10 protein-coding genes are annotated in these 13,329 nt (G+C 45.1%); 1 reads left to right on the top strand and 9 read right to left on the bottom strand.

Annotated features, from left to right (window positions below; translation table 11 throughout):
* Window positions 1–385: 385 nt before the first annotated feature.
* The 8 genes from hslU to P364_RS0111110 form a co-directional block, all read right to left on the bottom strand.
* A complete protein-coding gene (gene hslU / locus P364_RS0111145; protein WP_024630206.1) occupies window positions 386–1,786 on the bottom strand; it encodes an ATP-dependent protease ATPase subunit HslU in 1,401 nt (466 codons plus the stop codon).
* Between the two features lie 136 nt (window positions 1,787–1,922).
* A complete protein-coding gene (gene hslV / locus P364_RS0111140) occupies window positions 1,923–2,465 on the bottom strand; it encodes an ATP-dependent protease subunit HslV (RefSeq protein WP_024630205.1) in 543 nt (180 codons plus the stop codon).
* A 26-nt stretch (window positions 2,466–2,491) separates the two neighbouring features.
* Entirely contained in the window at window positions 2,492–3,835 is a 1,344-nt protein-coding gene (gene trmFO / locus P364_RS0111135; protein WP_373456177.1) for an FADH(2)-oxidizing methylenetetrahydrofolate--tRNA-(uracil(54)-C(5))-methyltransferase TrmFO, read from the bottom strand.
* Between the two features lie 23 nt (window positions 3,836–3,858).
* Window positions 3,859–5,949, bottom strand: a complete 2,091-nt coding sequence (topA, locus tag P364_RS0111130; RefSeq protein ID WP_029880927.1) for a type I DNA topoisomerase — start codon at window positions 5,947–5,949, stop codon at window positions 3,859–3,861.
* A 117-nt stretch (window positions 5,950–6,066) separates the two neighbouring features.
* Window positions 6,067–7,197: a DNA-processing protein DprA gene (gene dprA / locus P364_RS0111125; protein ID WP_024630203.1), complete on the bottom strand. Its 1,131-nt coding sequence runs from the start codon at window positions 7,195–7,197 to the stop codon at window positions 6,067–6,069.
* A gap of 244 nt (window positions 7,198–7,441) precedes the next feature.
* Window positions 7,442–8,371 carry a succinate--CoA ligase subunit alpha gene (sucD, locus tag P364_RS0111120; RefSeq protein ID WP_024630202.1) on the bottom strand — a complete coding sequence of 310 codons (930 nt, stop codon included), beginning with the start codon at window positions 8,369–8,371 and terminating at the stop codon, window positions 7,442–7,444.
* A gap of 79 nt (window positions 8,372–8,450) precedes the next feature.
* Window positions 8,451–9,611 (bottom strand): ADP-forming succinate--CoA ligase subunit beta, encoded by a 1,161-nt coding sequence (sucC, locus tag P364_RS0111115; protein WP_024630201.1) that lies wholly within the window; start codon window positions 9,609–9,611, stop codon window positions 8,451–8,453.
* Window positions 9,612–9,860: 249 nt separating this feature from the next.
* The gene (locus P364_RS0111110) at window positions 9,861–10,316 is read right to left on the bottom strand and encodes a MarR family winged helix-turn-helix transcriptional regulator (RefSeq protein WP_024630200.1); all 456 of its coding nucleotides are present in this window, start codon (window positions 10,314–10,316) and stop codon (window positions 9,861–9,863) included.
* A 526-nt stretch (window positions 10,317–10,842) separates the two neighbouring features.
* On the opposite strand from P364_RS0111110, the gene P364_RS0111105 reads away from it, so the two are divergent.
* A complete protein-coding gene (locus P364_RS0111105) occupies window positions 10,843–12,447 on the top strand; it encodes a YifB family Mg chelatase-like AAA ATPase (RefSeq protein WP_024630199.1) in 1,605 nt (534 codons plus the stop codon).
* Window positions 12,448–12,666: 219 nt separating this feature from the next.
* Here the strand turns inward: P364_RS0111105 and P364_RS0111100 are convergent, their stop codons facing one another.
* Entirely contained in the window at window positions 12,667–13,218 is a 552-nt protein-coding gene (locus tag P364_RS0111100; protein ID WP_024630198.1) for a nitroreductase family protein, read from the bottom strand.
* Window positions 13,219–13,329 lie beyond the last annotated feature (111 nt).

Genomic DNA, 13,329 nt, shown 5'->3' with positions numbered 1-13,329 from the left:
TTTTGCGCATTTATGCAAATTTTTCTAACAGCTTTAATTAAACCGATCACCAGACTTGGAAAAAATAAATCCTTTTATTGGAATTTATAGCATTATTGAATATGAGCTGCAAACACGTCTTTAGGGTTTAAATACATTATCTCTGCGGCACAAGTCCTAGATTTTCTTTCGTCTTATAGAACTCCAACTCTATTATCGGTTACAATACTGCATTATATTAGGCTAAAACAAAAATAAACGGCATACAGATGGATTGAATAAAGTCTACGATAATCAGGACCAGGACCGAATATCCTGTTTCCGTGTGGTCGCTTACTCTTTAATCATCCATAGTATACCGTTATTTATACTTTAATCACGCTCTCAACAGAGCAATACACCTATGTTATAAGATATATTGGCTTAAATCACGATCCAGTGCAATGTCATTCAATTTTTCACGTACATATTCCGGAGTGATTACCATACGCTCCAGCGTAAGTTCTGGTGCTTCAAAAGACAGATCCTCAAGAAGTTTCTCCAAAATAGTATGCAGACGTCTTGCACCAATGTTTTCGGTATTTTGATTCACGGACTCAGCTAGCTTGGCAATCTCACGAATGGCATCATCCGAGAACTCAATTTCAATATTCTCCGTACGCAGCAAATCCACATATTGCTTGGTTAACGCATTTTTAGGTTCCGTGAGGATCGATACAAATTCATCAAGTGTCAGACTGTTCAGTTCTACACGGATTGGGAAACGCCCCTGAAGCTCTGGAATGAGATCCGAGGGTTTTGCCACATGAAATGCACCGGCTGCCATAAACAGGATATAATCCGTTTTGACAGGGCCGTATTTGGTCATTACCGTAGATCCTTCCACGATAGGCAGAATATCACGCTGCACACCTTCACGGGATACATCGGGGCCGCTACCGCGCCCTTGACTGGCCACTTTATCAATTTCGTCAATAAATATGATACCTGTCTGTTCCGCCCGCCGGATGGACTCCTGAGTAACATCATCCATATCGATCAACTTGCCCGCTTCTTCCTGGATCAACACTTTGCGAGCTTCTTTAATCGCCAGTTTACGTTTTTTGGTACGACGAGGCAATAAACTGCCAAACATCTCCTGCATGTTCATCCCCATCTGATCATTTCCTTGACCAGCGAACATGTCCATCATGTTAGGTGCGGTATCTTCCACATCAATTTCGATAACGTCTTCTTCCAGTTTCCCAGATAACAAATCGAATTTGATTTTACGGCGCCGCTCGGCTACTCCCGTATCCGGTTCTTGTTCATCAGCTTCTGGCGTGTTATTGCCATTGTTGCCAAATATCATTTCGAACGGGTTGCGCTGATTTTTGGATTTGGATTGCGAAGGTGCCAAAATATGTACAATTCGCTCATTGGCAGCTTCTTCAGCTTTATCCTTCACTTTCTCTGTACGTTCCAGCTTGACCATCCGCAAGGATGTTTCAATCAGATCACGTACCATCGATTCCACATCACGGCCAACATAACCCACTTCCGTGAACTTCGTTGCTTCCACTTTTACGAATGGAGCTCCTACCAGCTTAGCCAGTCGGCGTGCAATCTCCGTTTTACCAACACCGGTAGGTCCAATCATCAGGATATTTTTAGGCACAATATCATCCTGGGTATGCTCAGGCAAGAGGCTGCGACGATAACGATTGCGAAGGGCGACCGCTACCGATTTTTTAGCCTGTTTTTGACCTACAATGTACTTATCAAGCTCTGCAACGATTTGTCTGGGTGTTAACGCTTGTGTATGCATATAGCTTCCCTCCTATCAGTATGCGAACCTTGTATATGAGATGACTTTATAAAATGACCTATAAGGACAAAGAATCTCCACGAAGTAACTGAAGCCGATTTAATCATCATGCTCCATCACGGGAGATTGCTTTTCCTTACAACTCTTCAACAATAATATTATTGTTGGTATATACACATAACTCTGAAGCAATCTGGAGTGATTCACGAGCAATGTCTTTTGCTTCCAAATCCACCGCATGACGTTTTAACGCACGCGCAGCAGATAAGGCAAAGTTTCCTCCCGAGCCGATGGCAATAACATCATCATCCGGCTCGATAATTTCGCCCCCGCCAGAAATCAGCAGCATACCCGTTTTATCCATAACAATCAGGAGTGCCTCCAGTTTGCGCAAAATCCGATCCTGGCGCCAATCCTTGGCAAGCTCTACCGCCGCACGCTGCAAGTTACCATGGTGCTCCTCAAGCTTGCCTTCGAATTTCTCAAACAAAGTAATGGCATCCGCTACGGAACCGGCAAAACCCGCCACAACCTGACCGCGATACAAACGTCTTACCTTTTTGGCTGTATTTTTCATTACAACACTTTGCCCCATGGTCACCTGACCATCACCGGCAATCGCTGCTTTGCCATTATGACGAACCGCACAGATCGTTGTAGCATGAAATGACATATCCATGATATCAGCCTCCTCCCACGATTAATTTACACGCGTTCCGGAACGATTAGACCTTCTTCTGCTGCAAAACGAGCAATGCCATCCAGTGCACGCTGTGCAAGTGCTTCATTTTTTTCCTTTTTGTTACGTATTTTGGTTTCCAGCTTCGGCAGTAATCCGAAGTTTGCATTCATTGGCTGGAAGTGTTTGAAATCAGCTGTTGTAATATACTGTGCCATACTGCCCAGTGTTGTCTCCACCGGCAATACGACCATTTCCTGTCCGAGGGCTGCTTTGGCTGCATTCATACCCGCGATTAAACCGGATGCTGCAGACTCTACATAACCTTCTACTCCTGTCATCTGACCTGCAAAGAACAGGTTTGGACGCTCTTTGAACTGATACGTTGGACGAAGCAGTTTGGGAGAATTAATAAATGTATTACGGTGCATTACGCCATAACGGACGAATTCCGCATTTTCAAGTCCAGGGATCAAAGAAAAGACACGTTTTTGCTCTCCCCATTTCAGATGCGTCTGGAATCCCACCAGATTATACAGCGTTCCTGCTGCATTGTCCTGTCTAAGCTGAACAACAGCGTGTGGCAGTTCTCCAGTATGCGGATTGACGAGTCCTACAGGTTTCATCGGACCAAACAAAGCCGTTTGCTTACCACGCTTCATCATCACTTCAATCGGCATACAGCCTTCGAAGTAAATTTCTTTCTCAAACTCTTTTAGTTGAGCAACTTCCGCTGTGATCAATGCTTCATAAAACACATCGAATTCCTCTTCTGTCATTGGACAGTTCAAGTATGCTGCTTCGCCTTTATCATAACGTGAAGCTAGATAGACCTTATTCATATCAATGGAATCTTTTTCGATAATCGGCGCAGCCGCATCATAGAAGTAGAAGTATTCCTCACCCATAAGGGACTTGATTTGCTCTGACAATGCTGGCGAAGTCAAAGGTCCAGTTGCAACAACAACGATTCCGTCTTCTGGCAAAGAAGTCAGCTCTTCATTGACAACCTCGATGAGCGGATGCTGATGAAGCGTAGATGTGATTTCGCCTGAGAATCCGTCCCGGTCCACAGCAAGTGCCCCACCTGCTGGAACGGCATGACGGTCTGCTGCACCCAAGACTAGAGAATTAAGCATTCTCATTTCTTCCTTCAACACACCAACTGCATTGGTCAAGCCATTGGCACGAAGCGAGTTGCTGCATACCAGTTCTGCAAATTTATCTGTATGGTGAGCCGGCGTTTTCACAACCGGTCTCATCTCGTATAGTTTTACGCGTACACCACGACTTGCGATCTGCCAAGCTGCTTCTGTTCCTGCCAACCCGGCACCAATAACGGTTACTTGTTGTTCATTATTCAAAATCATTTACCCCCATTATGCTAATCCGCTCATTCTTCTTCCGGTTCCTCTACCGGCTCTTGATGATCACATGAAGTACACTGCAATCGTGTTCCCTGTTTGTTCCGTTTCTCAATCATTAGCGATCCACAACTTGGACATGGTTTCGCCGATGGTTTATCCCATGATACAAAATCACATTCAGGATACTTGTCGCAGCCATAGAAAATACGTCCCTTTTTACTGCGGCGTTCAACAACATGCCCTTCCTTACACTTCGGACAAGTTACACCAATATCCTTGATAATCGGTTTGGTATTACGGCAATCCGGGAACCCGGAACATGCAAGAAACTTGCCGAAACGACCCAGCTTATAAACGAGCGGTTTGCCGCATTTCTCACATATTTCATCCGATACTTCATCTTCAATCTCGATTTCCTTCATTTCTTCTTCTGCAAACTCTAAACGTTTCTCAAAAGATTCGTAGAATTCTGCGAGTACCTTAACCCAATCCTCCGACCCTTCTTCCACATGGTCAAGATCACCTTCCATGTTCGCAGTGAACTCCACATTCAGGATCTCCGGGAAAAACTCCTCCATCTGTTCGATGACCAGTTCGCCCAGTTCAGTTGGCATGAATTTCTTCTCTTCAATTGCAACATATCCGCGCTTCTGAATGGTCTCCAGCGTTGGCGCATATGTACTCGGACGCCCTATGCCCAGTTCCTCAAGCGTTTTAACCAGCCTTGCTTCCGTATAACGTGGTGGCGGCTGTGTGAAGTGCTGTTTCGGCTCAATCTCCCGATTCTCTAGCACATCTCCATTTTTCAGCGGAGGCAGCAGACGATCTTCTTCCGTTGTACCGTCATCATTACCTTCTACATACACCTTCATGAATCCCTGGAAACGAACCTTGGAACCTGCTGCCCGGAAAATCGTATCACCCGCAGCAATGTCCACGGATAGTGTATCCAAAACGGCAGATGACATCTGGCTTGCTATAAAACGTTCCCAAACCAGTTTGTACAACCGGAATTGATCACGGCTCATAAACGATTTAATGGAATCCGGATCACGCAAAATCGACGTTGGACGAATCGCTTCATGCGCGTCTTGAGCATTGGCTGCTTTTTTGGAATAGTTTCTAGGCGTCTCTGGTGCAAATGGCTCACCGTACTTGCCAACAATGTATTCCTTGGCTTCTTCCTGAGCCGATGCTGCAATTCGGGTAGAGTCTGTACGCATATACGTAATGAGACCGACTGTGCCTTCTTTTCCGAGGTCTACCCCTTCATACAGCTGTTGGGCAACCGACATCGTCTTGGAAGCTCTGAAATTCAATTTACGTGCGGCTTCCTGCTGCAAGGAACTCGTTGTAAACGGAGCAGAAGGATTACGGCTGCGTTCTTTTTCTTTAACTTCTTTGACTGTAAAAGAAGCGCCCTCGATTTGTTTTAAGATGGCCTGTACTTCTGCTTCACTGCCAAGTTCGGTTTTGGTACCGTTCAACTGATGGAACTTGGCTTCAAACGGATTTCCGTCCGCTGTAAGTTTGGCAGTAATGCTCCAGTACTCTTCCGGTTCAAAATCATTAATTTCATTTTCACGATCCAAAATGATTTTGACGGCCACGGACTGTACGCGGCCAGCGGACAATCCTTTTTTGACTTTCTTCCATAATAAAGGACTAATTTTATATCCTACAAGCCGATCCAGAATACGTCTTGCCTGCTGCGCGTTAACCAGATCCATATTAATTTTGCGCGGCGTTTTGAACGCATCTTTGACAGCCTGTTTCGTAATTTCATTAAATACGACTCGGCAATCCGCGGTTTCGTCCAGTTCAAGTGCATGGGCCAGATGCCATGCAATAGCCTCACCTTCGCGATCCGGGTCAGCTGCGAGATACACTTTTTTCACTTTCTTACGGGCATCCTTCAGTTCTTTCAAAATTGAACCTTTGCCGCGGATCGTAATATATTTCGGATTAAAATCATTCTCTACCTCAACGCCGATCTGACTCTTTGGCAAATCGCGTATATGTCCCATCGAAGCTTTTACGATGAACTTGCTGCCTAAATATTTGCCGATCGTCTTCGCCTTTGAGGGCGACTCAACGATTACGAGTGCATCCGCCATAGGTTCATCCTCCTCTCAGTCATGAAACTGCTGCTTGTTTTTATGATTCTTACTTCAGCAGCATGACTAACTTCCGCTAATAATCTATTTTCACATGCTGCCTTAATTGCAGCATCGTCATACCCTTGCGTATTTGGTTCCAGGTAATTGGCTAATCTGCTTTTTTATGATTAAAGATAACAGAACTGAATGCAAATGTCCAAAATCCCAGTTGAGCTGTTCAACAAGTTGATCCAGGGATTGCTCTTCCTGCTCTAGCAAATAAATAACACGTTGTTCATCTAAAGATAGTTTTACGACAGGGAATATTCCTTGATTGGAAGTTTCACTGCTTTCCGTTGAACGTCCTCTATTGTAAGGAAGTTGTTCCGTATTTGGCAAGTCCAATTGAAACTCTTCCAATAAATCAGTGGCACATGTCACCAATTTTGCGCCCTGACGAATCAGATTATGCGCACCTCGACTTTTGGGAGATGTTATGGGGCCTGGAACGGCAAACACGTCTCTCCCAGCTTCAAGCGCAGCATCTGCAGTAATAAGTGATCCACTTCGGATATCAGCCTCAACGACCAACGTACCCAAAGTTAAACCTGCAATGATCCGATTACGTTCCGGAAACAATCCCTGACGTGCTCGCGTACCCGGAGGATATTCTGACAAGAGCAGCCCTGTTTCGGCAATTCGTTCGGCAAGACTGGTGTTTTCGGGAGGATAAATGTTGTCAATTCCTGTCCCAAATACCGCAATGGTCTTACCATGTGCACGAAGAGCCGCATCGTGACAAACACTATCTATTCCTCTGGCTAACCCACTTACAATGGTCAGACCCGCCTTGCATAATTGCTCCGCCAGCTTCTCACCAATTTTGCGTCCGTATACTGTGGGCATGCGGGTTCCTACCATTGCAATGGATTGCGTGTGCAGCAGTTTCATATCTCCACGCCCGTACATGACCCAGGGTGGCTGAACGGTTTCCTTCATTAATATGGGGTAATCCTGATCCAGATAGGTAACGACCTCAATTCCAAGTTTATAAACACTCTCTTGTCTCTGCTCAATCCAGTCTATATTGAATTGTTTGGTTAGACGGGCAGCCTGATCCTTGCGTAATCCCGCAGCAATCCAATCTCCCTCTTTATAGTCCAACAAATCCATCAGTTGATCTTGTCCTGAGAGCAGTTTGGAGATTGTTTTCTTACCTATACCGTCCGTTTCATGCAATCCAATCAAAATCCATCTTTCTTCCATATCAAAAACCTCCCATATCGGGAAGAAAATCTTCCCTCATATTGTGTGTTATGTGACAACGGAATGCAAGCGTTTACTCTCGCAGGCAAACAATCACTCTCTTTTTCACCCGATAAAAAACGCAAAAAAGCAACCCTTCGCCCTGTTCAGGACAAAAGGTTGCTTACCTTTTCCGCATTATTAATAGTCGGTTCACCAGAAAATTATATTCCTGAGCCGTTTCTTCTATTATAACGGAAAAGAATTAATGTGTCGTGCACAAATTCAGAATACCGCGTTCTTCAAGTACGCTCACAAGAGTCGAGCCCATTTCAGCTGGCGTTGGAGCAACTTTGATTCCGCAAGATTCCAGTTTCGCAATTTTTTCTTTGGCAGTACCTTTACCACCAGAGATGATAGCACCTGCATGACCCATCCGTTTCCCTGGAGGCGCAGTAACGCCACCAATGAAACCAACTACCGGTTTGGTCATGTTATCGCGTACCCATTCCGCCGCATCTTCTTCAGCCGTACCGCCGATTTCACCGATCATGATGACCGCATGTGTCTGCGGATCTTCATTGAACCGTTTCAGGATATCAATGAACTCGGAGCCTTTAACCGGGTCGCCCCCGATTCCCACAGCAGAAGATTGTCCGATTCCACGTGCAGACAATTGATGAACAGCTTCATACGTGAGTGTTCCACTACGGGAGACCACGCCAACATGGCCAGGCATATGAATATAACCTGGCATGATGCCGATTTTGCATTCGCCTGGTGTAATAACGCCTGGACAGTTTGGTCCGATCAGAACGGTATCTTTGCCTTCCATGAAACGGTCAACCTTGACCATATCAAGTACCGGGATACCTTCGGTAATACAGATCACGAGATCCAGCTCTGCGTCCACAGCTTCCATGATGGAATCGGCTGCAAATGCCGGAGGAACGTAGATGACGCTCGCTGTTGCGCCAGTAGCTTCCTTCGCTTCCTGTACTGTATTAAACACCGGGAGACTGACTACTTTGCCATCTTCCAGCGTGATATCAACATTGGTTCCGCCTTTACCCGGTGTAACGCCGCCTACCATCTGGGTTCCGTAGTCCAATGCGCCCTTCGTGTGGAACATTCCCGTTGAACCCGTAATGCCTTGCGTAATGACTTTTGTATTTTTATCAATCAAAATACTCACGTTGCTTCACATCCTTACGGTTATTTTTCAAGTGCCGGACAGCTCCGGAACTAAGGCAGCAATTTGCCCAGGAATGAACTTATTTTACGAGGGCAACAATTTTCTGTGCACCATCGGCCATGGAATCAGCAGGAACGATATTCAGGCCGGATTCACCCAAGATACGTTTACCAAGTTCCACGTTAGTTCCTTCAAGACGAACAACCAGCGGTTTAGTCAGGCCAAGCTGCTTCGCGGCTTCAACAACACCGTTGGCAATGACATCACAACGCATAATGCCGCCAAAAATGTTAACGAAGATACCCGCCACTTTGGCGTCAGACAAAATGATTTTGAAAGCTTCGGTCACTTTCTCTGTTGTCGCACCGCCCCCAACATCCAGGAAGTTGGCCGGGTCGCCGCCATAGTATTTGATGATATCCATCGTCGCCATCGCAAGTCCCGCACCATTAACCATACAGCCGATGTTGCCATCAAGTGCTATGTAGCTCAGGTCGTATTTGGAAGCTTCGATTTCTTTTTCGTCTTCTTCATCCAGGTCGCGCAGTTCCAGAATATCTTTGTGACGGAACAAGGCGTTGGAATCAAAATTCAATTTTGCATCCAGCGCGATAACGTTTCCATCTCCGGTAACAACGAGTGGATTAATTTCGGCAATGGAGCAATCTTTTTCGACAAATGCTGTGTACAACGCAAGCATAAATTTAACCGCTTTGTTCACCAACTCATTCGGAATACGAATACTGTACGCTAGTTTACGTGCCTGGAACACTTGCAATCCAATTGCAGGGTCAATAATTTCTTTGAAAATTTTCTCAGGTGTAGCTTCAGCTACTTCTTCGATCTCTGTACCGCCTTCTTCGGAAGCCATCATCACGACGCGGCCTGTGGCACGGTCCACAACAACACCCACATAATACTCTTTGCGGATATCGCATCCTTCTTCAATCAGAAGACGCTTCACTTCTTTACCTTCAGGTCCAGTCTGATGTGTTACCAATACTTTTCCCAAAATTTCGGATGCATAAGCACGAACTTCGTCGATACTTTTCGCTACTTTCACGCCGCCGGCTTTCCCCCGGCCACCTGCATGAATTTGCGCTTTGACTACAGTCACCGGACTGCCCAGTGCCTCTGCGGCCGCAACCGCTTCATCGACTGTATAAGCAACCTTTCCGTTTGGAACGGTGACTCCATACTGTTTCAGTACTTCTTTTCCTTGATATTCATGGATATTCATTCTCGAATCCTCCTATCAACATGACTGCAACAAGGCGGGTTGGTAGACTAACAAAAGACAAATGTTGACTATTTTCACTTAAACCCAATTCATTGTAACATGTTTTTAAAACGCTTTCCTTAAAAATGTAATGGTTAATAGACAGTATTTTGATATGAGTATGATCCCATATTGTGAATGCTTGGATATTAATGGAAAAAACCTTAGCTAATAAGCCAAGGTTTCTTGATAATATTACGACGATGCACTTTATTTTCTGGCTTCTTTGGTGTTCGTCTGATGGACTTTCTCCAGAAGGCCCTTGAACTGTCCCAGTAAAGATTCAAACTCTGAACTGTTCAGACATGCATCTTCCTGGATCGCTTCAGGTATAGACAAAGCTTTATGGCGAAGTTCCCGCCCGGCGTCTGTAAGTGTAATCAATACTTTTCGTTCATCCTGGACTGAACGTTCGCGATGAATAAGTCCTGCTGACTGTAAACGTTTCAGAAGTGGTGTCAATGTCCCCGAATCGAGGTAAAGCGCCTCTCCGATTTCCTTAACCGTACATTCTTCACGTTCCCACAACACCATCAAGACCAGGTATTGAGAATAGGTTACACCCAGTACCTCAAGATAGGGCTGGTACATCTTCGTAATTTCACGTGAACAAGCGTATATGGCAAAGCATAATTGATTATCCAGCTTCAAACTTTCATTCTGCATATATCTGTCTCACCTACCTATTGTGCTATTGAGCATTCTATATTCCTTATAATAGAGGTTGCCCCCTGTTATAACCGCAAGAATTTGCGAATATAAGGAACCTCAATCTATCTTATCATAAATTAGAAAAAAAACAGAATAATTGAGCACAAATGATTTCATCAATCTATTTAATAGCTATAAATTTAATTGCCTAAAATTAATAACAGGTATAGATGATAATCAAAATATATAACCACATAACAAAAAATTCTTGATACATTGAACAGCTCACCCATCTTCTACTTACACCTCCACAACAGCGCGATATTGAATCGGAAGTGAATAATTTTTATTCTGCGGGAAACTTCATGCGGAAATCTATATACAATCCAAAGTAAGGGATAGATAAACCGTACTATGACGAGACGGGTTGACGCCCTGATTTCTTTTATATAAAATGCTTGTAGAAGCTGAGGAAGCACCTTAATTCGTAGACTGGCCCGTACTATGCGCGCCAAGGACGAAGTGAGGTGTTTCTTGTATTATGTATGGAAAACTGCATAGTGCCTGTTTATATGGAATTGACGGAGTATTAATTGAAGTGGAAACAGATTTGTCGAATGGTTTACCCCAAACGTCTATTATCGGATTGCCGGATTCGGCTATACGTGAAGCGGTTGAACGCGTTCGTGCGGCTATAAAAAACTGTGGCTATCAGTATCCGTTACAACGGATTACGATTAATCTGGCCCCTGCGGATCTGCGCAAGGAAGGAGCTTCCTTTGATCTTGCCATTGCTGTTGGTTTACTTATGACAAGTGGCCAACTGGTACTTCCTGTACAAGAACGGACATTAGTAGTGGGTGAACTGGCATTGGACGGTTCAGTGAGATCTGTTCCTGGCATTTTATCCATGGTAGATTTGGCAAAACGGCAAGGCTTTACCTCTGTTCTTCTGCCCGCCGATAATTTGGAAGAGGCTTCGCTAATTCGGGGTATTCAGGTATATGGGGTTCGTCATTTGCAAGATATCGTACCAGAGAGCGTAACCGCTGCAAAGAGCACGAAAGAAACGATACCAAATAAGGGGCCTGTTGTTATAAAAGACTACGCTCACCTTTCTGTTCGAATTCCAGATCACGAAAATTTGAATAACCACGAGCGCTCGAAACACACTTCATTCCTGGAGGATGATTATAGTGATGTGTTAGGACAGCATCATGTGAAACGAGCACTCATGATTGCCGCAGCAGGGATGCACAATATTTTGCTAGTTGGCCCGCCAGGAACAGGGAAAACCATGTTAATTAAACGGCTGCCTACGATTCTTCCCCCATTGTCCGAAGACGAAGCGCTGGAAGTAACCAAAGTGCTAAGTGCCGCAGGCAAACTTAAGGAAACCTCTCGCGGACTGGTTGCAGACAGACCTTTTCGTTCACCACATCATACGATCTCCACATCAGGGCTAATTGGAGGCGGCGGAATTCCCAAGCCGGGCGAAGTTAGCCTTGCCCATCGGGGTATATTGTTTCTGGATGAGCTGCCCGAGTTTCAGCGGCAAGTCCTTGAAGTGTTGAGACAGCCATTGGAGGATCGCAAAGTCACCATAAGCCGCGCGCGAGCCGCGTTCACATTTCCAGCACAATTTATGCTCGCCTGCTCTATGAATCCCTGTCCTTGTGGATATCTCTCTGCCCAGTCTGAGGAACAACGATGTATATGCAGTCCTGCACGCGTGGCCGCGTACCGTGCCAAAATTTCCGGTCCCCTGCTGGACCGAATCGACCTTCAGGTTGAAGTGCCTCCCCCAGGTGAGTGGCGCAAGGCTGGCGCTTCTCCTTCATCTGCGGAAATGCAGGCCAAAGTCATTCACGCTCATCATATTCAGGCTGCCCGATATGCGAACAGTTCAGTTCGCTGGAATAGCCAGCTATCAGGAACCCTTCTGCGTCGAACGATTCGTCTGCCTGATGAAGCAGACTATCTGCTCCAGCAGACACTGCAAGCATTGAACCTGAGCATGCGTGCACATGATCGAATTATTAAGATGGCCCAGACGATCGCCGACCTGGACCATAATGGCGTAATTTTGACTGCTCATGTGGCTGAAGCGATACAATATCGTCAGTTGGATTTGAATTTATTTTAAGAGAGATCACTCCAGCAATAAAAGCTTTAAGGGGAATATATGTCCTCACCATTCAGCACCATGATCGGGTTCAAGCGCGATTTCAGTAGATTTTAAATCTAATGTTTCATAAATTAAAACAAACAAATACCCCTGCAAGTATTTCTACTCCGTAGAGAGAACGTGCAGGGGTATTTGCATAGAGAATTATGTTCGAATGTGTAGCGAAAAACATATTAATTATTCAAATATAGTCAGCTTGTCCTTAGCTGGTGTACGTTCTTTGGCAGAAGGAACAACCTCTGGATACCCCATGTAAACCATGCCGATAATTTTTTCCCCAGCCTGAATACCAAGGGACTTGCGGAATTTGGGTCCGTACAGGAAAGGCTTGGTTACCCAGAAGGTACCAATGTCTTCACTCCATGCTGCGAGTAGGAAGTTCTGTACCAACGCACTCACTGCTGCAAAATCTTCATCCCAGACATTCTGGCGCGGATCTTCTTCCATGACTACAAGCATAACGGCTGGGACCTGCTTGATATTCGCAGAGAACTTGTTATCCTCACCCATCTCTGCATCTATGGCTTCTGCCAGCTTGTTCAGTCCATCTCCGCTAAATAGCAAAAAGCGCCACGGCTCACGCAATTTATGATTAGGTGCCCATACGGCTGTGTCCAACAGATCAATAATCTGCTGTGTAGGAACAGCTTCTTTTTTAAATTTTTTGACGGTGCGACGGTTTTCAATGGCTTCTCTTACGGCGTTACCCGTTTGGGTAGATTTACTCATGACCATGCCTCCCAGATTATAAAAATTATCCGTGACCGCAGTTCAAACCTGCGATGTGAATCGACTCATTTATAAAAAAACAAATAGTGCAGCAAACTGGATTACCCTCTT

This window comes from Paenibacillus sp. MAEPY2, assembly GCF_000499205.1.
GTDB classification, from domain to species: Bacteria; Bacillota; Bacilli; order Paenibacillales; family Paenibacillaceae; genus Paenibacillus; species Paenibacillus vandeheii.
The sequence above is the reverse complement of the archived record's forward strand: the minus strand, read 5'-3'. Positions and strand labels throughout refer to the sequence as shown.